This window comes from Streptomyces sp. NPDC034086, assembly GCF_055575515.1.
In genome coordinates, this window is record NZ_JBVISM010000002.1 from 40,718 (window position 1) to 61,949 (window position 21,232).

22 protein-coding genes are annotated in these 21,232 nt (G+C 71.0%); 20 read left to right on the forward strand and 2 right to left on the reverse strand.

Features of this window, described 5'->3' with window-relative positions; translation table 11 throughout:
* The first annotated feature begins 143 nt into the window (after nt 1-143).
* The 15 genes from secY (at nt 144) to glmM (ending at nt 13,095) form a co-directional block, all read left to right on the forward strand.
* Nucleotides 144-1,457: a preprotein translocase subunit SecY gene (gene secY / locus ACZ514_RS05565; RefSeq protein WP_468172776.1), complete on the forward strand. Its 1,314-nt coding sequence runs from the start codon at nt 144-146 to the stop codon at nt 1,455-1,457.
* A complete protein-coding gene (locus ACZ514_RS05570; RefSeq protein WP_468172779.1) occupies nt 1,457-2,104 on the forward strand; it encodes an adenylate kinase in 648 nt (215 codons plus the stop codon). The genes secY and ACZ514_RS05570 overlap by 1 nt, the downstream gene beginning before the upstream one ends.
* A 102-nt stretch (nt 2,105-2,206) precedes the next feature.
* On the forward strand, nt 2,207-3,058 hold the full coding sequence (gene map, locus ACZ514_RS05575) for a type I methionyl aminopeptidase (RefSeq protein WP_468172782.1): 852 nt from the start codon (nt 2,207-2,209) through the stop codon (nt 3,056-3,058).
* Between the two features lie 171 nt (nt 3,059-3,229).
* Nucleotides 3,230-3,451, forward strand: coding sequence for a translation initiation factor IF-1 (gene infA / locus ACZ514_RS05580; RefSeq protein WP_003956442.1), 222 nt, complete (start codon nt 3,230-3,232; stop codon nt 3,449-3,451).
* Between the two features lie 74 nt (nt 3,452-3,525).
* Nucleotides 3,526-3,639: a 50S ribosomal protein L36 gene (gene rpmJ / locus ACZ514_RS05585; protein WP_003956441.1), complete on the forward strand. Its 114-nt coding sequence runs from the start codon at nt 3,526-3,528 to the stop codon at nt 3,637-3,639.
* Nucleotides 3,640-3,837: 198 nt separating this feature from the next.
* Complete coding sequence (rpsM, locus tag ACZ514_RS05590) at nt 3,838-4,218, forward strand: 30S ribosomal protein S13 (protein WP_007265919.1); 381 nt, start codon at nt 3,838-3,840, stop codon at nt 4,216-4,218.
* A gap of 54 nt (nt 4,219-4,272) precedes the next feature.
* Nucleotides 4,273-4,677, forward strand: a complete 405-nt coding sequence (rpsK, locus tag ACZ514_RS05595) for a 30S ribosomal protein S11 (RefSeq protein ID WP_003956432.1) — start codon at nt 4,273-4,275, stop codon at nt 4,675-4,677.
* Between the two features lie 148 nt (nt 4,678-4,825).
* Nucleotides 4,826-5,848, forward strand: a complete 1,023-nt coding sequence (locus tag ACZ514_RS05600; protein ID WP_007265920.1) for a DNA-directed RNA polymerase subunit alpha — start codon at nt 4,826-4,828, stop codon at nt 5,846-5,848.
* 105 nt (nt 5,849-5,953) lie between these two features.
* Complete coding sequence (gene rplQ, locus ACZ514_RS05605; protein ID WP_215023458.1) at nt 5,954-6,418, forward strand: 50S ribosomal protein L17; 465 nt, start codon at nt 5,954-5,956, stop codon at nt 6,416-6,418.
* Nucleotides 6,419-6,519: 101 nt separating this feature from the next.
* Nucleotides 6,520-7,371 carry a tRNA pseudouridine(38-40) synthase TruA gene (gene truA, locus ACZ514_RS05610; protein ID WP_468175685.1) on the forward strand — a complete coding sequence of 284 codons (852 nt, stop codon included), beginning with the start codon at nt 6,520-6,522 and terminating at the stop codon, nt 7,369-7,371.
* 45 nt (nt 7,372-7,416) lie between these two features.
* Nucleotides 7,417-9,045 (forward strand): ABC-F family ATP-binding cassette domain-containing protein, encoded by a 1,629-nt coding sequence (locus ACZ514_RS05615; protein ID WP_468175688.1) that lies wholly within the window; start codon nt 7,417-7,419, stop codon nt 9,043-9,045.
* Nucleotides 9,046-9,109: 64 nt separating this feature from the next.
* The gene (locus ACZ514_RS05620) at nt 9,110-10,366 is read left to right on the forward strand and encodes a glycosyltransferase family 87 protein (RefSeq protein WP_469124472.1); all 1,257 of its coding nucleotides are present in this window, start codon (nt 9,110-9,112) and stop codon (nt 10,364-10,366) included.
* A gap of 233 nt (nt 10,367-10,599) precedes the next feature.
* Nucleotides 10,600-11,043: a 50S ribosomal protein L13 gene (gene rplM / locus ACZ514_RS05625; protein WP_388934808.1), complete on the forward strand. Its 444-nt coding sequence runs from the start codon at nt 10,600-10,602 to the stop codon at nt 11,041-11,043.
* A 42-nt stretch (nt 11,044-11,085) separates the two neighbouring features.
* Nucleotides 11,086-11,601, forward strand: coding sequence for a 30S ribosomal protein S9 (rpsI, locus tag ACZ514_RS05630; protein WP_045945298.1), 516 nt, complete (start codon nt 11,086-11,088; stop codon nt 11,599-11,601).
* A gap of 135 nt (nt 11,602-11,736) precedes the next feature.
* Nucleotides 11,737-13,095 (forward strand): phosphoglucosamine mutase, encoded by a 1,359-nt coding sequence (gene glmM / locus ACZ514_RS05635; RefSeq protein ID WP_468175691.1) that lies wholly within the window; start codon nt 11,737-11,739, stop codon nt 13,093-13,095.
* A 187-nt stretch (nt 13,096-13,282) separates the two neighbouring features.
* On the opposite strand, the gene ACZ514_RS05640 is transcribed toward glmM, so the two are convergent.
* Together ACZ514_RS05640 and coaA are read right to left on the reverse strand one after the other, a co-directional pair.
* A complete protein-coding gene (locus ACZ514_RS05640; protein ID WP_468175694.1) occupies nt 13,283-14,251 on the reverse strand; it encodes a DUF389 domain-containing protein in 969 nt (322 codons plus the stop codon).
* A 15-nt stretch (nt 14,252-14,266) separates the two neighbouring features.
* Nucleotides 14,267-15,286, reverse strand: coding sequence for a type I pantothenate kinase (coaA, locus tag ACZ514_RS05645; protein WP_388934800.1), 1,020 nt, complete (start codon nt 15,284-15,286; stop codon nt 14,267-14,269).
* 305 nt (nt 15,287-15,591) lie between these two features.
* On the opposite strand from coaA, the gene ACZ514_RS05650 reads away from it, so the two are divergent.
* The 5 genes from ACZ514_RS05650 to ACZ514_RS05670 all read left to right on the forward strand — a co-directional run bounded on the left by ACZ514_RS05650 (nt 15,592) and on the right by ACZ514_RS05670 (nt 21,099).
* Nucleotides 15,592-16,365, forward strand: coding sequence for a hypothetical protein (locus ACZ514_RS05650; protein WP_469124202.1), 774 nt, complete (start codon nt 15,592-15,594; stop codon nt 16,363-16,365).
* Nucleotides 16,362-17,135: a hypothetical protein gene (locus ACZ514_RS05655; protein ID WP_468698802.1), complete on the forward strand. Its 774-nt coding sequence runs from the start codon at nt 16,362-16,364 to the stop codon at nt 17,133-17,135. The genes ACZ514_RS05650 and ACZ514_RS05655 overlap by 4 nt, the downstream gene beginning before the upstream one ends.
* 156 nt (nt 17,136-17,291) lie before the next feature.
* Nucleotides 17,292-19,154, forward strand: coding sequence for a glutamine--fructose-6-phosphate transaminase (isomerizing) (glmS, locus tag ACZ514_RS05660; RefSeq protein WP_468175703.1), 1,863 nt, complete (start codon nt 17,292-17,294; stop codon nt 19,152-19,154).
* A 24-nt stretch (nt 19,155-19,178) separates the two neighbouring features.
* On the forward strand, nt 19,179-19,547 hold the full coding sequence (locus ACZ514_RS05665; protein ID WP_468175707.1) for a holo-ACP synthase: 369 nt from the start codon (nt 19,179-19,181) through the stop codon (nt 19,545-19,547).
* A 145-nt stretch (nt 19,548-19,692) separates the two neighbouring features.
* On the forward strand, nt 19,693-21,099 hold the full coding sequence (locus ACZ514_RS05670; protein WP_468175710.1) for an NAD(P)H-hydrate dehydratase: 1,407 nt from the start codon (nt 19,693-19,695) through the stop codon (nt 21,097-21,099).
* Nucleotides 21,100-21,232: the final 133 nt, after the last annotated feature.

Below are 21,232 nucleotides of genomic sequence, written 5' to 3' on the forward strand. Positions count from 1 at the left end.
CTCACATATGGGGCATCCCCGGTCGGTCGTTCCACGGGGGGCGCAGTCGCCGGTAAGGTGGCCTGCACCTTTGCTCGTACGTATTCGTCGATCCCTCAGACCGTCACCTCTGACGCAGTAGCGCGGGGGTCGCAGGAGGCACCGTGCTCACCGCGTTCGCCCGGGCGTTCAAGACGCCCGACCTGCGCAAGAAGCTGCTCTTCACGCTCGGCATCATCGTGCTGTACAGGCTCGGGTCCCACATCCCGGTACCCGGCGTGAGCTACAAGAACGTCCAGATCTGTGTGGACCAGATGGGGAGCAGCAACAGTCTCTTCGGTCTGGTCAACATGTTCAGCGGCGGTGCGCTGCTGCAGATCACGATCTTCGCGCTCGGCATCATGCCCTACATCACGGCGAGCATCATCCTGCAGCTGCTGACCGTGGTCATCCCGAAGCTGGAGAACCTCAAGAAAGAGGGTCAGTCCGGCACCGCGAAGATCACTCAGTACACGCGCTATCTGACGGTCGCACTCGCGATCCTCCAGGGCACCGGCCTGGTCGCCACCGCGCGGACGGGCGCCCTGTTCGGCACCTGCCCGGTGGCTCGTGAGATCGTCCCCAACCACTCGATCTTCACCACGATCGTCATGGTGGTCACCATGACCGCCGGCACCTGTGTCGTGATGTGGCTCGGTGAGCTCGTCACCGACCGCGGCATCGGCAACGGCATGTCCATCCTGATGTTCATCTCCATCGCGGCCGGCTTCGTCGGCTCCCTCTGGACGATCAAGCTCCAGGGCAAGATCGCTGATGGCTGGGTGGAGTTCGCCGTCGTCATCCTGGTGGGCCTCGCGATGGTGGCCCTGGTGGTCTTCGTCGAGCAGGCGCAGCGCCGGATCCCGGTCCAGTACGCGAAGCGCATGATCGGCCGCCGTGCCTACGGCGGTACGTCCACCTACATCCCGCTCAAGGTGAACCAGGCCGGTGTCATCCCGGTCATCTTCGCCTCGTCGCTGCTGTACATCCCGGCCCTGATCGTCCAGTTCAGCGGCTCGACGGCCGGCTGGGCCACCTGGATCCAGAAGCACTTCGTCAAGGGCGACCACCCGTACTACATCGCCGTCTACTTCCTCCTGATCGTGTTCTTCGCGTTCTTCTACGTGGCGATCTCGTTCAACCCCGAGGAAGTTGCCGACAACATGAAGAAGTATGGTGGGTTCATCCCGGGCATCCGCGCCGGCCGGCCTACCGCCGAGTACCTGAGCTACGTACTCAACCGCATCACCTGGCCGGGGTCGCTGTACCTGGGTCTGATCGCTCTCGTGCCGACAATGGCGTTGGCCGGCTTCGGAGCGAACCAGAACTTCCCGTTCGGCGGGACGAGCATCCTCATCATCGTGGGTGTGGGTCTGGAAACCGTGAAGCAGATCGAGAGCCAGCTCCAGCAGCGCAACTACGAAGGGTTCCTCCGCTGATGCGAATCGTCCTCGTCGGACCCCCCGGGGCGGGCAAGGGAACGCAGGCCGCGTTCCTCGCCAAGAACCTGTCGATCCCGCACATCTCCACGGGCGACCTGTTCCGCGCCAACATCAGCCAGAACACCGAGCTGGGCCGGCGTGCCAAGGCGTTCATGGACAAGGGCGACCTCGTCCCCGACGAGATCACCGTCGGCATGGCGAAGGACCGCATGCAGCAGCCGGACGCCGCGGGCGGTTTCCTGCTCGACGGCTTCCCGCGGAACGTCTCGCAGGCGGAGGCGCTCGACGCCATGCTCCGGGAAGCCGGCATGAAGCTCGACGCCGTGCTGGACCTGGAGGTCGAGGAGGACGAGGTCGTCAAGCGGATCGCCGGCCGGCGGATCTGCCGCGAGGACTCCGCGCACGTCTTCCACGTGATCTACGCGGCTCCGAAGGCCGAGGGGGTCTGCGACCACTGCGGCGGCGAGCTGTACCAGCGCGCCGACGACTCCGAGGCCACGGTGCGCAACCGGCTGGAGGTCTACCACACGCAGACCGAGCCGATCATCGACTACTACAAGTCCCAGGGCCTGCTGGTGACCATCTCCGCCCTCGGCGAGGTGCACGAGATCACCAAGCGGGCGATGGACGCCCTGAAGAAGTAGTCAGTTCCGTTCGTGACCGTCAGTACGGCCGCGGTGTCCCTCGGGCATCGCGGCCTTACTGTTGAGAAGACCCGTTCTTTCGAAGGTGGAAGGTCCCCGTTCATGGTTCAGCTGAAGACCCCCGAGCAGATCGCGAAGATGCGGGAGGCAGGGCTGGTCGTCGCCGCGATCCACGCGGCGACCCGTGAGGCGGCCGTGCCGGGCTCCACGACGCGGGACCTGGACATGGTGGCCCGGAAGGTGATCGCCGACGCCGGGGCCAAGTCGAACTTCCTCGGGTACGGGGGCTTCCCCGCGACCATCTGCACCTCGGTGAACGAGGTCGTCGTCCACGGCATCCCGGACGACAAGACGGTCCTCAAGGACGGCGACATCATCTCCATCGACGCGGGCGCGATCGTGGACGGCTGGCACGGTGACGCGGCCTACACGGCCTTCGTGGGCACCGGTCACGCGCCGGAGCTGGTGGAGCTGTCCCGGGTGACCGAGGAGTCGATGTGGGCCGGCATCGCGGCCATGAGGTCCGGCAACCGCCTGGTGGACATCTCGAAGGCGATCGAGGGCTACATCAAGCGCCAGCCGCGGCCCGCGACCGGCGAGCACAGCCTGGGCAAGTTCGGGATCATCGAGGACTACGGCGGCCACGGCATCGGCTCCGAGATGCACATGGACCCGCACCTGCTGAACTACGTCTCGCGCAAGCGCGGCAAGGGCATCAAGCTCGTCCCGGGCCTGTGCCTGGCGATCGAGCCGATGGTCTCGCTGGGCACGGCCCAGACGGAGGTCCTGGCGGACGACTGGACGGTCATCACGACCGACGGCACCTGGTCCTCGCACTGGGAGCACTCGGTCGCCCTGACGGAGGCCGGGCCGATCGTCCTGACCAGTCCGGACTGCGGCAAGGCGAAGCTGGCGGAGTACGGGGTCACGACGGCCCCCGACCCGCTGGGCTGAGCCGGTCCGGCGGCCCCGGCCCCCTCGGGCCGGCGCCGGTTAATGATCTAGACTCATGGGCAAACTTTCCGGATTCGTCTTTCTGGGTGCCCTGACGTAGACTGACTCGTCGGCTCGCGTGCATTTCCATGCCTGTGAGCCGATCAAGGTAGCCGATTCGAAAGGCGAAGCGTGGCCAAGAAGCAAGGTGCCATCGAGATCGAGGGCACCGTGATCGAGTCCCTCCCGAACGCCATGTTCAAGGTGGAACTCCAGAACGGTCACAAGGTCCTCGCGCACATCAGCGGCAAGATGCGCATGCACTACATCCGCATCCTCCCTGATGACCGGGTTGTCGTGGAGCTGTCTCCGTACGACCTGACGCGTGGCCGGATCGTCTACCGATACAAGTAGATCTTGTCCTCACTCCTGCCTGGGCGTCTTGTCCCGGTGCGGGTGGTGGCACTGACCCGGAGAACCTCACCAACATGAAGGTCAAGCCGAGCGTCAAGAAGATCTGCGACAAGTGCAAGGTGATCCGCCGCCACGGTCGGGTCATGGTCATCTGCGACAACCTGCGCCACAAGCAGCGCCAGGGCTGACGCACGCCGACCGACCTGCCTTCCGCAGTTCTTCGCGCGACGTAAGAAAACGTACATACGCAGAACCCGCCCAGCCCGGTCCAGGGCCGGCGGTACCTCCGGCGGGGGCCGGGGACCCGGACGTACCACTGCCCAGCAGGGTGGTCGGCGGTCGGGAGTGGTTCTGCGGAAGACCCCCGAACACACAGGAGCCATTGAATGGCACGCGTTTCCGGTGTTGACATCCCGCGCGAAAAGCGTGTGGAGATCGCACTCACCTACGTCTTCGGTATCGGGCGCACCCGGTCCAAGGAGATCCTCGCCTCCACCGGCGTGAACCCGAACACCCGCGTTCGTGACCTGGCCGAAGAGGACCTCGTCAAGATCCGCGAGTACGTGGACGCCAACCTCCGTACCGAGGGTGACCTCCGCCGCGAGATCCAGGGCGACATTCGCCGCAAGATCGAGATCCAGTGCTACCAGGGCATCCGCCACCGTCGTGGCCTGCCGGTGCACGGTCAGCGCACCAGCACGAACGCGCGTACCCGCAAGGGCCCGCGTCGCGCGATCGCCGGTAAGAAGAAGCCGGGCAAGAAGTAGTCCTGTTCAGCGGTCTTGCGCTGTAGGACCGACCACCTCCCGTAGGAGATTTAGATGCCCCCCAAGGGTCGTCAGGGCGCTGCCAAGAAGGTGCGCCGCAAGGAAAAGAAGAACGTCGCTCACGGGCACGCCCACATCAAGAGCACGTTCAACAACACCATCGTTTCGATCACCGACCCCTCGGGCAACGTGATCTCCTGGGCCTCCGCCGGCCACGTCGGCTTCAAGGGCTCGCGCAAGTCCACCCCCTTCGCCGCGCAGATGGCCGCCGAGTCGGCCGCCCGCCGCGCGCAGGAGCACGGCATGCGCAAGGTCGACGTCTTCGTGAAGGGTCCGGGCTCCGGCCGCGAGACCGCGATCCGCTCCCTCCAGGCCACCGGCCTCGAGGTCGGCTCGATCCAGGACGTCACCCCCACCCCGCACAACGGCTGCCGCCCGCCGAAGCGCCGCCGCGTCTGACGCAGCGGACGCACCTGTGCGTTCTTGAGTGTCCGGGCGGTACGACCCCTTCGGGGGCCGTGCCGCCCGTACCCTTGCAGTAGCCGTACCTCCGGTACGGCATCCGTCGGGCGTCAAATAGTGGGCGTCCACGAATGAAGGAAAAGACATGCTTATCGCTCAGCGTCCTTCGCTGACCGAAGAGGTCGTCGACGAGTACCGCTCGCGGTTCGTGATCGAGCCGCTGGAGCCGGGCTTCGGTTACACCCTCGGCAACTCCCTGCGCCGTACCCTCCTGTCCTCCATCCCGGGTGCCGCTGTCACCAGCATCCGCGTGGACGGCGTCCTGCACGAGTTCACCACCGTGCCGGGCGTCAAGGAAGACGTCACGGACATCATCCTGAACATCAAGCAGCTGGTCGTCTCCTCGGAGCACGACGAGCCGGTCGTGATGTACCTGCGCAAGCAGGGTCCCGGCCTGGTCACCGCCGCCGACATCGCGCCCCCGGCCGGTGTCGAGGTGCACAACCCGGACCTCGTCCTCGCCACGCTCAACGGCAAGGGCAAGCTGGAGATGGAGCTGACCGTCGAGCGCGGTCGCGGCTACGTCTCCGCCGTCCAGAACAAGCAGCTGGGCCAGGAGATCGGCCGCATCCCGGTCGACTCCATCTACAGCCCGGTCCTCAAGGTCACCTACAAGGTCGAGGCGACCCGAGTCGAGCAGCGCACCGACTTCGACAAGCTGATCGTCGACGTCGAGACCAAGCAGGCCATGCGCCCGCGCGACGCCATGGCGTCCGCCGGAAAGACCCTGGTCGAGCTGTTCGGTCTGGCGCGCGAGCTCAACATCGACGCCGAGGGCATCGACATGGGCCCGTCCCCGACGGACGCCGCCCTGGCCGCCGACCTGGCGCTGCCGATCGAGGAGCTCGAGCTCACGGTCCGCTCGTACAACTGCCTCAAGCGCGAGGGCATCCACTCCGTGGGTGAGCTCGTCGCCCGCTCCGAGGCCGACCTGCTCGACATCCGCAACTTCGGTGCGAAGTCGATCGACGAGGTCAAGGCGAAGCTGGCCGGCATGGGCCTGGCCCTCAAGGACAGCCCGCCCGGATTCGACCCGACGGCCGCCGCCGACGCCTTCGGCGCCGACGACGACGCGGACGCCGGCTTCGTCGAGACCGAGCAGTACTAGAAGAGCTTGTGGGGGGCCCGCGCCCCCCACACCCCCCTCTCGCGACCGCTTGAGGGAACTGACTCCGGTACCTGACACGGCCGGTGCAGATTTGAAGGAGTAACAATGCCGCGTCCCGCAAAGGGTGCCCGCCTGGGCGGCTCCGCCGCGCACGAGAAGCACCTCCTCGCGAACCTCGCGAAGGCGCTCTTCGAGCACGGCCGCATCACCACCACCGAGGCCAAGGCCCGTCGCCTGCGTCCCTACGCCGAGCGTCTGGTCACCAAGGCCAAGAAGGGCGACATCCACAACCGTCGCCTGGTGCTGCAGACGATCACGGACAAGAGCATCGTGCACACGCTGTTCACCGAGATCGCCCCGCGCTACGAGAACCGCCCCGGTGGTTACACGCGCATCACCAAGATCGGCAACCGTCGTGGCGACAACGCCCCGATGGCGGTCATCGAGCTGGTCGAGGCCCTGACCGTGGCCCAGCAGGCCACCGGTGAGGCCGAGGCCGCCACCAAGCGTGCGGTGAAGGAGGCCGAGGCCGCCGAGGCGCCCGCGGCCGAGGAGACCAAGGAGGCCTGATCCCTCCGGGGATCGAGCCCGCTTGATCGGCTCTGAACGGGCCCGCCCCCTTCCGGGGCGGGCCCGTTCTGCATGTCCGCACGTCTGAGAGGATCTGTCACGTGAGTGACGAGGTGGAGCCCGGGCACGTCCGGGTACGGCTGGACCTGTCGTACGACGGGAAGGACTTCTCCGGCTGGGCGAAGCAGCGCACGCTGCGGACCGTGCAGGGGGAGCTGGAGAGCGCCCTGCGGACCGTGATGCGGCTCAGGGAACCGGTCGAGCTGACCGTGGCCGGGCGCACCGACGCCGGGGTGCACGCGCGCGGGCAGGTGGCCCAGTTCGACCTGGCCGAGGAGGTGTGGGCCGAGCACCACGACAAGCTGCTGCGCCGCCTCGCGGGCCGGCTGCCGCACGACGTGCGGGTGTGGCGGGCCGCCGAGGCCCCCCAGGGCTTCAACGCCCGGTTCTCGGCCGTCTGGCGCCGCTACGCCTACCGCGTCGGCGACCACCCGGCCGGCGTGGACCCGCTGCGCCGCGGGCACGTGCTGTGGCACCAGTGGCCGCTGGACGTGGACGCCATGAACGAGGCCTCCGCCGCGCTGGTGGGCGAGCACGACTTCGCCGCGTACTGCAAGAAGCGCGAGGGCGCCACGACCATCCGTACCCTGCAGGAGCTCAGCTGGGAGCGGGCCGAGGACGGGATCGTCACGGCCACCGTCCGGGCGGACGCGTTCTGCCACAACATGGTCCGGTCGCTGGTCGGGGCGCTCCTGCACGTCGGCGACGGGCACCGGCCGGTCGAGTGGCCCGGGCAGGTGCTGGCCGCCGCCGTACGGGATTCCTCGGTGCACGTGGTCAAGCCGCACGGGCTCACCCTGGAGGAGGTCGGCTACCCGGCCGACGAGCTGCTGGCCGCCCGCAGCAAGGAGGCGCGGAACCTGCGCACCCTCCCCGGCAAGGGCTGCTGCTGACCGGCCCGCTCACCGGTTTGGGCGGATCGCCGCCGGGCCGGGACAATGCCCGGCATGGGACATCTCGAAGCCAGCCATCTGGAGTACTACCTTCCCGACGGGCGGGTCCTGCTCCCCGACGTCTCCTTCCGCGTGGGGGAGGGGTCGGTGGTGGCCCTGGTGGGGGCGAACGGCGCCGGCAAGACCACCCTGCTGAAGCTGGTCTCCGGTGAGCTCCAGCCGCACGGCGGCGGGGTCTCCATCAGCGGCGGCCTGGGGGTGATGTCGCAGTTCGTGGGCTCGGTCCGGGACGAGACGACCGTACGGGACCTGCTGGTCTCGGTGGCGCAGCCGCGGATCCGGGACGCCGCGAGGGCCGTGGACCGCGCCGAGCACCTGATCCTCACGGTGGACGACGAGGCCGCGCAGATGGCGTACGCGCAGGCCCTCAGTGACTGGGCCGACGTGCAGGGCTACGAGGCGGAGACGCTGTGGGACGTCTGCACCACGGCCGCGCTGGACATCCCGTTCGACCGGGCCCAGTACCGCGAGGTGCGCACGCTGTCGGGCGGTGAGCAGAAGCGGCTGGTCCTGGAGGCGCTGCTGCGCGGGCCGGACGAGGTGCTGCTGCTCGACGAGCCGGACAACTACCTCGACGTCCCCGGGAAGCGGTGGCTGGAGGAGCAGCTGAAGGCCACCCGCAAGACGGTGCTCTTCGTGTCGCACGACCGGGAGCTGCTGTCGCGGGCCGCCGAGAAGATCATCAGCCTGGAGCCGAGCCCGACGGGCACGGACGTCTGGGTGCACGGCGCGGGCTTCGACACCTACCACCAGGCCCGCAAGGAGCGCTTCGCGCGCTTCGAGGAGCTCAAGCGCCGCTGGGACGAGGAGCACGCCCGGCTGAAGGCCCTGGTGCTGCGGCTGCGCAACCAGGCCGCGAGCAGCCCGGACATGGCCTCGCGGTACCGGGCGATGCAGACCCGCTTCCAGAAGTTCGAGGAGGCCGGTCCGCCGCCGGAGCCGCCGCGCGAGCAGGAGATCCGGATGCGGCTCAAGGGCGGCCGGACGGGGGTGCGCGCGCTGACCGTGGAGAACCTGGAGCTGACCGGCCTGATGAAGCCCTTCTCGCTGGAGGTGTTCTACGGGGAGCGGGTCGCGGTGCTCGGCTCGAACGGCTCCGGGAAGTCGCACTTCCTGCGGCTGCTGGCCGGCGAGGACGTCGCGCACACGGGTACCTGGAAGCTGGGCGCACGGGTGCTCCCCGGCCATTTCGCGCAGACGCACGCCCATCCGGAGCTGTTCGGGCGCACGCTCGTCGACATCCTGTGGACGGAGGCCGCCAAGCCGCTCGGGGCCGCCATGGCCGTCCTGCGCCGCTACGAGCTGGAGCGCCAGGGCGAGCAGAAGTTCGAGAAGCTCTCGGGCGGCCAGCAGGCGCGTTTTCAGATCCTGCTGCTGGAGCTGGCCGGGACCACGGCGCTGCTGCTGGACGAGCCGACGGACAACCTCGACCTGGAGTCGGCGGAGGCCCTGCAGGACGGCCTGGAGTCGTACGAGGGGACCGTGCTGTGCGTGACGCACGACCGGTGGTTCGCCCGGACCTTCGACCGCTATCTGGTCTTCGGTTCCGACGGTGTGGTGCGCGAAACTCAGGAGCCGGTGTGGGACGAACGTAGGGTCGAGCGCAAACGCTGAGGGCGAGGTCCTCCTCGGCGGGGCGAGGAGGACTGCTGTGGGGCTGCGGCCTGGCATCTGGCTCATGCGAGGGGACCGGCCGTCCGCGGCGGGCCGGGTGACCGGCTGGCTGCTCGCTCCGGCCGCGCGGCCGTGGTGGGCGGTCTCCGCGGGGATCCTGGTGGTGGTCGCCGTGTCCGCGGGGCTGCACCCGAAGTGGGGCTCGGACAACGCCTTCGTCGTCAAGGCGGCCGACGCGCTGCTGGCCGGGGTCTCGCCGTACGAGGACAAGCGGTTCCTGTACCTGCCGAGCGCCGTGATCATGGCGGTGCCGGAGGCGATGGTGCCGCGCGCGGTGCTGCGGTGGCTGTTGCCGGCCGGGATGACGGGGCTGCTGGCCGCCGGGTGGTGGGCCTCGCTGCGGCTGCTCTCGGTGCCGCTGCGCTCGCGGATGGCGGTGGGCGGCCTCGCGCTGCTGGCGCTGGTGTACAAGCCGTACGCGAACCTGGTGATGCTCGGCAACTGGACGGCGGTCTCGGCGGCCGCCCTGCCGCTGGCCCTGCTGCTGGCGCACCGGCGGCGGTGGGCCGCGGCGGGGCTGGTGGTGGGGCTGGCGATCGCCTGCAAGCCGATGCTGGTGCCGCTCGGGCTGCTGTTCGTCCTCGCCCGGCAGTGGCGGGGGCTGGCCGTGGCGGTGCTGGTGCCGGTGGGGATGTCGCTGGCGGGGGCGCTGCTGATGCCGAGCCCGACGCTGTTCTTCACCAAGACCCTGCCCTTCCTGTTCCAGGGGCAGGACGCGTACGCGCTGCCGTGGGACGCCTCGCCGGTCGCGGTGCTGCCGCGGCTGGGGGTGCCCGGGCCGGCGGCGGTGGCGCTGGCGGGCGCGGCCGCGCTGGCGGGTCTCTGGGCGGCGCGGACGCGGTGGCGGCGGCCGGACGCGGAGGGCGAGGGGGACGGGCCGAGGCTCGCGGAGACGGCGTGCATGGTGATGCTCGCCGCATTCCTGGTGTCCCGGCCGTCCTTCGACCACTACCTCCTGGTGGTGCTCCCGCTGCTGCTGGCGACGGGCGCGCGGGAGGGTTCGATGCCGCGTTCGCCCTGGTTCTGGCTGGCGCTGACCCCGCAGATGGTCCTGGTGCCGTGGCCGTCGGAGCTGGCCCACAAGAGGCGCGCGTTCAAGGACTGCGCCACCCTGTGCGGGCTCGCGATTCTGCTGGCGCGTCGTGCGGGGCGCTCCAGTCGGGTTACTCTGGAACCCGTAACAACTGCGGGGTCCCCACCCAGGACCGAACCGGAGTGCGCCGCGACGCCAGCAGCATCGGCATCGCGGACCGCGTTTTGACCCGTACGGGTCCTCTTGGGTACTCTGCTGGTTTGTTATGCGTATTGGCTTGCTCATTCTCACGTGAGGGCCTTACGCCGGTCCACCGGGCCGATGACCAGCGGTTCACACGGGTTGCGTCCCTGATGTGAACGAGGGCTGTCGTGATCGTCCGTGGTGACCCTGTCAGGACCCTTCCCGCAGGGCTCGCGCCCTATGGGATGACCCACCACTGAAGAAGCGAAGGCATACGCGTGCGTACGTTCAGCCCCAAGCCCGGCGACATCTCGCGCCAGTGGCTCGTCATTGACGCCCAGGACGTCGTCCTCGGCCGTCTGGCGACCCAGGCCGCTGCCCTCCTCAAGGGCAAGCACAAGCCGACTTACGCCCCCCACATGGACATGGGCGACTTCGTCATCATCATCAACGCCGACAAGGTTCACCTGTCCGGCAACAAGGCCTCGCAGAAGATGGCGTACCGCCACTCCGGTTTCCCGGGCGGTCTGCGTGCGGTGCGTTACGACGACCTCCTGGCGAACAACCCGGAGAAGGCCGTCGAGAAGGCCGTCAAGGGCATGCTCCCCAAGAACACCCTGGGCCGTCAGATGCTCTCGAAGCTGAAGGTCTACTCGGGCGACCAGCACCCCCACGCTGCCCAGCAGCCGGTGCCGTTCGAGATCACCCAGGTCGCGCAGTAGTTCCGGCCACCCCCTAAGACGTAGAGAATTCTGAGGAGCATCGTGGCCGAGACCACCGCCGAGACCCCCGTCGACGAGTTCGAGGGCGTCGAGGAGTACACCACCGAGTCGGACGTCGTCGTCGAGGGCGACTACACCTCCGAGTCGCTTGCCGGTCGCTTCGGTGACCCCCAGCCGGCCGCCGGCCTGGGCCGTCGCAAGAACGCCATCGCCCGCGTCCGGATCGTTCCGGGCACCGGCAAGTGGAAGATCAACGGTCGCACCCTTGAGGACTACTTCCCCAACAAGGTGCACCAGCAGGAAGTCAACGAGCCCTTCAAGCTCCTCGAGCTTGACGGCCGCTACGACGTCATCGCCCGCATCTCGGGTGGCGGCGTCTCCGGTCAGGCCGGCGCCCTGCGCCTCGGCGTGGCCCGCGCGCTGAACGAGGCGGACGTGGACAACAACCGCCCGGCGCTGAAGAAGGCCGGCTTCCTCTCCCGCGACGACCGTGCGGTCGAGCGCAAGAAGGCCGGTCTGAAGAAGGCCCGTAAGGCTCCGCAGTACAGCAAGCGTTAATCTTCGCCTGCTGTTCTGCAACGAAACCGCCCCGGCAGCACTCTCCGTGCTGCCGGGGCGGTTCGTTTACCGCCATAAGCGGCAAACACCTGTCACTAGCGGTCACAAGCGAAGCGTGAACTCGGGAGGACAACAGTGGGACGACTCTTCGGGACGGACGGTGTACGAGGCGTCGCCAACGCGGATCTGACGGCTGAGCTCGCGCTCGGCCTCTCCGTGGCGGCCGCGCACGTACTGGCCGAGGCCGGAACCTTCGAGGGGCACCGGCCCACGGCGGTGGTCGGCCGCGACCCCCGCGCGTCGGGCGAGTTCCTGGAGGCCGCGGTCGTCGCGGGCCTCGCCAGCGCCGGCGTGGACGTCCTGCGCGTCGGTGTGCTGCCCACCCCGGCGGTGGCGTATCTCACCGGTGCGCTGGGCGCCGACCTCGGCGTGATGCTCTCCGCGAGCCACAACGCCATGCCCGACAACGGCATCAAGTTCTTCGCGCGCGGCGGCCACAAGCTCGCCGACGAGCTCGAGGACCGCATCGAGTCCGTGTACGAGGAGCACCGCACGGGCGCGCCCTGGCAGCGCCCCACCGGCTCCGGCGTCGGCCGCGTCTCCGACTACGACGAGGGCTTCGACAAGTACGTCGCCCACCTCGTCGCGGTCCTCCCCAACCGCCTCGACGGCCTCAAGGTCGTCCTGGACGAGGCCCACGGCGCGGCCGCGTACGTCTCGCCCGAGGCCTTCGCCCGGGCCGGCGCGGAGGTCGTCACGATCGGCGCCGAGCCCGACGGCCTGAACATCAACGACGGCTGCGGCTCCACCCACCTGGACCTGCTGAAGCAGGCCGTGGTCGAGCACGGCGCCGACCTCGGCATCGCGCACGACGGCGACGCGGACCGCTGCCTCGCGGTCGACGGCACCGGCGCCGAGGTCGACGGCGACCAGATCCTCGCGGTACTGGCGCTGGCCATGCGCGAGGCCGGGCAGCTGCGCGGGAACACCGTGGTCGGCACCGTCATGTCCAACCTGGGCTTCAAGCTCGCCATGGAGGCCGAGGGCATCCAGGTCGTGCAGACCGGCGTCGGCGACCGGTACGTGCTGGAGGCCATGAAGGAGCACGGTTACGCGCTGGGCGGCGAGCAGTCCGGCCACGTGATCATCCTCGACCACGCGACGACCGGCGACGGCACGCTGACCGGCCTGATGCTGGCGGCGCGCGTCACGGCCACCGGGCGCACGCTGGCCGACCTGGCCGGGGTCATGCGGCGGCTGCCGCAGATCCTGATCAACGTCCCGGACGTGGACAAGTCCCGGGTCGCCACCTCCGGCGAGCTGGCCGCGGCCGTCGCCGACGCCGAGCGCGAGCTGGGTTCCACCGGCCGGGTGCTGCTGCGCTCCTCCGGTACGGAGCCGCTCGTACGGGTGATGGTGGAGGCCGCCGACATCGAGCAGGCCCGCACCGTCGCCGGGCGCCTCGCCGACGTGGTGAAGTCGGCGCTGGGCTAGTGACCTGAGTCGGAGATCTGCTGGTAGATCTCCGGGCGCCCGTGTCGAGGGGAGCCTCCCTGTCAATGGGCATGGCGGCTTGGTTCGAACACCGTATCTAGCGAAGAAGTTCCGACTCAGGTCACTAGGTCGTCTCATCCGGATCGCGCCGGGCAGCCCGGGCCGGGCAGGATCCGGAAGAGACGGACTACGCCCTCGCGCCGCCCTTCGGCGCACCCGGCCGGCGGATCATCCGCGCGTGCTGGGTGCGCCGCAGCAGTTTCCAGCCGATCAGGGTCAGGGAGCCGGCGACGATGATGCCGAGCAGGTTCAGCAGCAGCTGCTCGGCCGAGCCCCACATCTGGGCGAACTCCCCGTAGCCGAGCGCCACGGCCGCGTTCGCGGCGGCCGGCACCGTGGTCACCGAGATGGCCACGCCCACCAGCGCCCCCGATTTCGCCGACGTCAGCGACAGCATCCCGGCCACGCCGGCGAGCACCGCCACGACGAAGGAGAACGGGTCGGGCTGCCAGATGAAGCTGGTGTTGGGCCGCGGCCTGTCGAGTATCCCCGGGTGGAACAGTCCGAGCGCGTTCATGGCCAGGCTGAACAGGGTCGTCGCCACGATCGCGGAGGCGAAGCCGACCAGCAGGGCCACCAGCGAGCGCGAGGCGGCCTTCGGGTCGCGCCGCACGAGGCCCGTGCAGATGCCCGCGAGCGGCCCGAACTCGGGGCCGACGGCCATCGCGCCGACGATCAGGATCGCGTTGTCCAGGACCACGCCGCAGGCGGCGATCATCGTGGCGACGACCAGGAAGGCGACGTAGGTGATCGTGAGGGTCGACTCCTCGTGGGTGGACTCGGAGAGCTGCTCCCAGATCACCGCGTCCGCGCCCTCGCCCGGGGCCTCCTCCTCCGCCTGGTCGGCGCGCCGGGACAGGGAGAGGTCGACGTTCTCGACGGCGATGGACCCGGTCCGGTCGACGCCGAGGGAGCGCATGTCCCGGAGCAGCCCGTCGGCCGACTCGCGCGCCACGTCGCAGAGCACCAGGTCGCCCTCGGGATCGCGGGCGGCGTCCTTCAGCACGACCAGATGGGTGGTCCCGACCGTCTGCCCGACCAGTTCCACCACCTGCTCGGTGAGGTGGTGCGGGGTGATCATCCTCAGATGCAGCATGGCCGCACCCTAGTGCTAGAGCTTGCGCAGGCTCAGTTTCTGCACCTTGTGGTCGGGGCCCTTGCGCACGACGAGGGTGGCGCGGCCGCGCGTGGGGGCCACGTTCTCCAGCAGGTTGGGCTTGTTGATGGTCCGCCACATCGTCTGCGCGTACTCCAGGGCCTCCTCCTCGGAGACCTGCGTGTACTTGCGGAAGTAGGAGAACGGGTTCTGGAACGCCGTCTCGCGCAGCTTGCGGAACCGGTTGAGGTACCAGCGCTCGATGTCCTCGGGGCGCGCGTCCACGTACACGCTGAAGTCGAAGTAGTCGGCGAGGCCGACGCGGGTGCGGCCGTCCTTGCCGGGCAGGGCGGGCTGCAGGACGTTGAGCCCCTCGACGATGAGGATGTCCGGCCGGCGCACCACGAGCTGCTCGCCCGGCACGATGTCGTAGATCAGGTGCGAGTAGACCGGCGCCCTGACCTCGTCCTTGCCCGCCTTGATGTCGGCGACGAAACGGGTCAGCGCCCGGCGGTCGTAGGACTCGGGGAAGCCCTTGCGGGAGGTCAGGCCGCGGCGCTGGAGCTCCTTCATCGGGTACAGGAAGCCGTCCGTGGTGACCAGCTCGACCCGGGGGTGCTCGGGCCAGCGGGCCAGGAGGGCCTGGAGCAGGCGCGCCACGGTGGACTTGCCGACGGCGACGGAACCGGCGACGCCTATGACGAAGGGGGTGCCCTGCTGGGCGCCGTGGCCGTTGCCGGCGTCACCGAGGAAGGTGTTCAGGGTGCCGCGGAGGTTGCTGGTGGCGCCGACGTACAGGTTGAGCAGACGGGAGAGCGGCAGGTACACGTCCCGCACCTCGTCGAGGTCGATGACGTCGCCCAGGCCCCGCAGCCGTTCCACCTCCTCCGCGGTCAGCGGCAGCGGGGTCCGCTCGCGCAGGGCGCTCCACTCGGCCCGCGTGAGGTCGACGTACGGAGAGGCGTCCTGGGCCCGGCGGGCACCGGGGCGCTCCGTTGCGCGGTCCGGCGTACAACGCGTCGGCGAGGTGATCACACCGCCATTGTCGGGGCTCGGGGGCGCTCGTGGGTGGTGGGGTCGGTCACGTGGCGGACGGCTGGCGGGGGAACGCCGGGTGATCGGGGCGGGGCGGGCCGGCGGCGGGCCGGCGGCGGGGCGGGCTCATGGCGGGGTGGACCACGCGCACGTCTCGATAGGGAGCCCACCCGGTCTCGTGCGGATCACGATTCCGGCCGTCGTCCGAAAACCCGTTCGCGTGATCGATCGCGAGCCGTACATTGTTCGTCGCCGCGGCGCCGACCTGCGCCCTGACGGCTTCTGTTCCATGGGGGAGATCGTTCGTGCGTACCACTGTCGTCCGTCGTGCCGTCCTGACCGCTTCGGCACTGTCCCTGGGCCTGCTGGCCACGGCCTGCGGCTCCGGTGACTCCGGGGCGAAGGCCGGCGGCGGGGCGGACCCGCAGCGGTCCGCGTCCGCCCCGGCGGCGGCCAGGGGGAAGTCGGCCGCCGAGCTGGCCCCGCTGCTCGTCACCCAGGCCGACCTGCCCGAGTACGAGGTCGAGGCGGACCCGGCCGCGAAGGCCGGCGGCGGGCAGAGCGCCGCTCCCGACAAGGCCGAGTGCAAGCCGCTGGTCCAGCTCCAGTCCTTCGTGCCCCTGGGCAAGCCCGCCGGCACGGCGGCCGTCGCCGCCCGGCAGAAGCCCAAGAAGCCGGGCGAGGGCGCGTCGGTGGAGGACAAGCTCGACGCCCTCAAGGACGGCCTGAGCGTGACCCGTACCTCGGTCGGCCTCGCCTCCTACGACGGCAAGGGCGCCGAGGAGGCCTTCGGCACGCTGAAGGCCGCCACCACGGCCTGCGCGGGCGGCTACACGGTCCAGGACGGTGCCGAGTCCACCCGGATCGAGAAGGTCGGGTCCTCCCCGGCGGTCACCGCCGGGGACGAGTCCCTGGCCTACAGCACCGTGATGGACCTGAAGGACGGCGACAGGGCCACGATGCAGTTCGTGGTCGTGCGCAAGGGCAGCACCCTGGCCACCTTCTACGCACTGAACCTGACCGGTGAGGCCGCCCAGCCGAAGGCGGTCGTGGAGGCGCAGGCCAAGAAGCTCGGATGAGAGCGGCCCGCGCGCGGCGCGCGGCCGCACGGGGCGCCTCGGCCCTCTCGGGGCTGACGCTGGCCTTGCTGGCCACGGGATGCGGGACCGCCCGGCCCGCCATGGTGGTGGAGATCGTGCCGGCGGCGGACGAGTCGCCCTCCGGGGCGGCCGACCACGCCGCGAAGGGGCGGGCGCAGCCGTTGCCGGCCCGGCTGATCGTGGCGCAGGGGGACCTGGCGGACCACACGGTCAGCCCCGAGGGCGCGGACAGCGCCCTGGTGAGCGTGGACCGGCCCGAGTGCCGGGAGCTGGCGTACGCGGCCACCGGTTTCCTGCCGGCCGGGCGGACCGGCTGGGCCAGGGCCTCGGTGGTGGCCGAGCCGGCGCCGCTGCCGCAGGAGGCCACGGAGCGGCAGAAACGGGCCGCCGCCCTGGACGCGGCCAGCTCGACCGTCACGGTGGTGACCCTCGGTTCGTACGCGGGGAACACCGCCGGCGGGCACTTCGCCGAGGTGCGCGCCGCGGGCGAGGCGTGCGGCGCCGGCTACTCCGCGACGGCGAACGGGGAGACCGTCAAGGTGACCCGGGTCGTCCCGCACGCCGCGCACGGCGGTGACGAGGCGGTCGCGTACACGGTGGAGGCCGAGCGGGACGGCGAGCGCTACGCCACCGAGCTGATGGTGGTGCGCAAGGGTGGCACCCTCGTGAACCTCGCGGCCGGACGCTCCTCCGGGGCGGCCGAACTCGCGGCTCCGGTGGTCGAGGCGCAGCTGCGCAAGCTCGGCTGAGGGCAGCGGGGCGACGGCCGTCGGGCCGGCGGCCCGGACCGTCGAACGGCCGCTTCGAAAACGTCGTCAACCCCGCTCCGGTGGATTCGCCGGGGCGGGGTTTTCGTCCTGTTCGGGTACGGGGCGGACGGGGGGCCACGGCGTACGCTGCCGCCTATGTGCGGAATTGTGGGTTACGTAGGGGCGCAGTCAGCGCTCGATGTGGTCATCGCCGGACTGAAGCGGCTCGAGTACCGCGGCTACGACTCGGCCGGGGTCGCCGTGCTCGCCGACGGGGCGCTCGCCAACGTCAAGAAGGCCGGAAAACTGGTCAACCTGGAGAAGGAACTGGTGACTCGGCCGCTGCCGGCCGGCTCCACGGGCCTGGGGCACACCCGGTGGGCGACCCACGGCGGGCCCACCGACGTCAACGCCCACCCCCACCTGGACAACTCCGGCCGGGTGGCGGTCGTCCACAACGGCATCATCGAGAACTTCGCCGCGCTGCGCGCCGAACTCGCCGAGCGCGGGCACCGGCTGGAGTCCGAGACGGACACCGAGGTGGTGGCGCACCTGCTGGCCGAGTGCTTCGAGGCGGCCGGCGGTGCCGGGGGCGGCGGCCTCGCGGAGGCGATGCGCAGGGTGTGCCGGCGGCTGGAGGGCGCGTTCACGCTCGTGGCGGTGCACGCCGACGAGCCGGACGTGGTGGTCGGCGCGCGCCGGAACTCCCCCCTGGTGGTGGGCGTTGGAGAGGGTGAGAACTTCCTCGCCTCGGACGTGGCCGCGTTCATCGCCCACACCCGCGCCGCGATCGAGCTGGGGCAGGACCAGGTCGTCGAACTCCGCCGCGACGGGGTCACGGTGACCGGCTTCGACGGTGCGCCCGCGACCGTGCGGGCGTACCACGTGGACTGGGACGCCTCGGCGGCCGAGAAGGGGGGCTACGACTACTTCATGCTCAAGGAGATCGCCGAGCAGCCGAAGGCCGTCGCCGACACCCTCCTGGGCAGGATCGACGCGAGCGGCCTGCTGACCCTCGACGAGGTGCGCATCCCCGCCTCGGTGCTCCGGGAGGTCGACAAGGTCGTCATCGTGGCCTGCGGTACGGCGTACCACGCGGGCATGATCGCGAAGCTGGCCATCGAGCACTGGACCCGCATCCCGTGCGAGACGGAGCTGGCCAGCGAGTTCCGCTACCGCGACCCGATCCTGGACCAGCGGACGCTGGTGATCGCGATCTCGCAGTCCGGGGAGACCATGGACACCCTGATGGCGCTGCGCCACGCGCGCGAGCAGGGCGCCAAGGTGCTGGCCGTCTGCAACACGAACGGCTCGACCATCCCCCGCGAGTCGGACGCCGTGCTGTACACGCACGCCGGTCCGGAGGTGGCCGTCGCGTCCACGAAGGCGTTCCTGACGCAGCTGGTCGCCTGCTACCTCGTCGCGCTCTACCTGGGGCAGGTGCGGGGCACGAAGTGGGGCGACGAGATCCGGGCGGTGATCCGGGAGCTGTCGGACATCGCCGCGGCGGTGGACACCGTACTGGAGACCATGGAGCCGGTACGGGCCCTGGCGCGTTCCCTCGCCGACAAGAACACCGTGCTCTTCCTGGGCCGGCACGTCGGGTACCCGGTGGCGCTGGAGGGCGCGCTCAAGCTGAAGGAACTGGCGTACATGCACGCCGAGGGCTTCGCGGCGGGCGAACTCAAGCACGGGCCGATCGCGCTGATCGAGAAGGACCTGCCGGTGGTGGTCGTCGTGCCGTCGCCGCGCGGGCGCTCGGTCCTGCACGACAAGATCGTCTCGAACATCCAGGAGATCCGGGCGCGCGGGGCGCGGACCATCGTCATCGCGGAGGAGGGTGACGAGGCCGTGGTCCCGTACGCCGACCACCTGATCCGCATCCCGGCGACCCCGACGCTGCTCCAGCCGCTGGTGGCGGCGGTGCCGCTCCAGGTGTTCGCGTGCGAGCTGGCGACGGCGCGCGGGAACGAGGTGGACCAGCCGCGTAACCTCGCCAAGTCGGTGACGGTGGAGTGAGCGAAGAGTGGGCGGGTTGTTCCTGTGATTGTCGGTGTGGGGATTGACGTTGCCGAGATCGAGCGGTTCGGCGCGGCGCTGGAGCGGACGCCGCAGATGGCCCGGCGCCTCTTCCTCGACTCCGAGTTGACGCTGCCGAGCGGCGAGCGGCGCGGCATCGCCTCGCTCGCCGCCCGGTTCGCGGCCAAGGAAGCCCTGGCCAAGGCCCTGGGTGCGCCCGCCGGGCTGCTGTGGACCGACGCCGAGGTGTACGTGGAGGACACCGGGCAGCCCCGGCTGCGGGTGTCCGGCACGGTCGAGGCGCGGGCGCGGGCGCTCGGCGTCACGTCCTGGCACATCTCGCTGAGCCACGACGCCGGCATCGCGTCGGCCGTGGTGATCGCCGAGGGCTGACGGGGGCGCGGCCGGTCCGGGGCGGCCCGTGTCGGCCCGGAGCGGCCGCGGGTGCCGGGGCCGCGCCGCCGGCGGTGACCGCGGGGGGTGACCGCGGGGGGTGACCGCGGGGGGTCCGCGCCCGCCGTGGGGCAGGCTGGGGGACATGCGTACTGCTTACAGCGTGGAGACCGTACGGGCAGCCGAGCGCGAGCTGATGGCGCGGCTGCCGGAAGGCGCACTGATGTCCCGGGCGGCGGCCGGACTGGCCGCCGTGTGCGCCGAGTCGCTGGCCCGGCGCCGGGGCCGGGTCTACGGGGCCCGGGTGGTGCTGCTGGCCGGCCCCGGGGACAACGGCGGCGACGCCCTGTACGCGGGCGCCCGGCTGGCCCGTCGCGGCGCCGGGGTGACGGCGGTGCCGATGGACCCGGCGCGGATCCACCCGGGCGGGCTGGCCGCGCTGCGGGCCGCCGGGGGCCGGGTCGCGGAGTCGGTGCCCGCCCGGGCGGACCTCGTAGTGGACGGCCTCGTCGGCATCGGCGGCCGGGGCGGGCTGCGGCCCGCGGCGGCCGCGCTGGTCGAGCGGATCCCGGCGGGGGCGCTCGTGGTCGCCGTGGACCTGCCGAGCGGGGTCGACGCCGACACCGGGGAGGTCGCGGGCCCGGCGGTGTCGGCCGACGTGACGGTGACCTTCGGCGCGTACAAGCCGGGGCTGCTGATCGACCCCGGGGCCTCGCGGGCGGGCGCGGTGCGGCTCGTCCCCCTCGGGCTGGAACTGCCGGACCCGGCGGAGCTGGAGGCGCTCCAGCACGCCGACGCGGCCCGGCTACTCCCGGTGCCGACGGCGTCGAGCGACAAGTACCGGCGGGGCGTGGTCGGGGTCGTCGCCGGGTCGCAGGAGTACCCGGGCGCTGCCGTGCTCGCCGTGGCCGGGGCGCTGCGGGGCGGTGCGGGCGCGGTGCGGTACGTCGGGCCGGCCGCGGACGCGGTGCTGGCGCGCTACCCGGAGGTGCTGGTGGGGCGGGGCCGGGTGCAGGCCTGGGTGGTCGGCCCGGGGCTCGGCTCCGGGCGGGCCGACGAGGTCGAACGGGCGCTGGCGGACCGGGACGTGCCCGTGCTGGTCGACGCGGACGGGCTGCGCGGGCTGGACCCGGCGGCGGTGCGCGCCCGCCGGGCGGCGACCCTGCTGACCCCGCACGCGGGAGAGGCGGCGGCGCTGCTGGGGGCGGCGCGGGACGCGGTGGAGGCGGGGCGGCTGGCCGCCGTGCGGGAGCTGGCCGGGCGGTACGGGGCGACGGCGCTGCTGAAGGGGTCGACGACGCTGGTGGCCTCCGGCGGGGCGGTACGGGCCAACCCGACGGGCACGCCCTGGCTGGCGACCGCCGGGAGCGGGGACGTCCTGTCGGGGCTGGCGGGAGCCCTGCTGGCCGGGGGCCTGGACGGGATGGACGCCGGGTCGGTGGCGGCGTACCTGCACGGCCTCGCGGGGCGGACGGCGGCCGCCGGCGCGCCGGCAGCGGCCCACGAGGTGGCCGAGGCCCTGCCGGCCGCGTGGCGGTCGGTACGGGCCTGACCCGGAGCCGTCCCGTCCGGCCGCCGGGCTCCCGGACGCGGTCCTCCCCGGGACGAGCCCCCGCACCGGCGGGGCCGGCCGCGGGGGCGCGCGGCGGGCAGAGCGGAGGCCGGGAGAGGGTTCTGAGACACTG

What these genes read in the sequence shown, in the direction of transcription:
- ACZ514_RS05670 (WP_468175710.1), top strand. Translation starts at nt 19,693, where the DNA reads ATGCGTACTGCTTACAGCGTGGAGACCGTACGGGCAGCCGAGCGCGAG.
- rplQ (WP_215023458.1), top strand. Translation starts at nt 5,954, where the DNA reads ATGCCGCGTCCCGCAAAGGGTGCCCGCCTGGGCGGCTCCGCCGCGCAC.
- ACZ514_RS05600 (WP_007265920.1), top strand. Translation starts at nt 4,826, where the DNA reads ATGCTTATCGCTCAGCGTCCTTCGCTGACCGAAGAGGTCGTCGACGAG.
- ACZ514_RS05620 (WP_469124472.1), top strand. Translation starts at nt 9,110, where the DNA reads ATGCGAGGGGACCGGCCGTCCGCGGCGGGCCGGGTGACCGGCTGGCTG.
- map (WP_468172782.1), top strand. Translation starts at nt 2,207, where the DNA reads ATGGTTCAGCTGAAGACCCCCGAGCAGATCGCGAAGATGCGGGAGGCA.
- glmS (WP_468175703.1), top strand. Translation starts at nt 17,292, where the DNA reads ATGTGCGGAATTGTGGGTTACGTAGGGGCGCAGTCAGCGCTCGATGTG.
- rpsM (WP_007265919.1), top strand. Translation starts at nt 3,838, where the DNA reads ATGGCACGCGTTTCCGGTGTTGACATCCCGCGCGAAAAGCGTGTGGAG.
- ACZ514_RS05655 (WP_468698802.1), top strand. Translation starts at nt 16,362, where the DNA reads ATGAGAGCGGCCCGCGCGCGGCGCGCGGCCGCACGGGGCGCCTCGGCC.
- ACZ514_RS05570 (WP_468172779.1), top strand. Translation starts at nt 1,457, where the DNA reads ATGCGAATCGTCCTCGTCGGACCCCCCGGGGCGGGCAAGGGAACGCAG.
- ACZ514_RS05640 (WP_468175694.1), bottom strand. Translation starts at nt 14,251, where the DNA reads ATGCTGCATCTGAGGATGATCACCCCGCACCACCTCACCGAGCAGGTG.
- rpsK (WP_003956432.1), top strand. Translation starts at nt 4,273, where the DNA reads ATGCCCCCCAAGGGTCGTCAGGGCGCTGCCAAGAAGGTGCGCCGCAAG.
- ACZ514_RS05615 (WP_468175688.1), top strand. Translation starts at nt 7,417, where the DNA reads ATGCCCGGCATGGGACATCTCGAAGCCAGCCATCTGGAGTACTACCTT.
- rpmJ (WP_003956441.1), top strand. Translation starts at nt 3,526, where the DNA reads ATGAAGGTCAAGCCGAGCGTCAAGAAGATCTGCGACAAGTGCAAGGTG.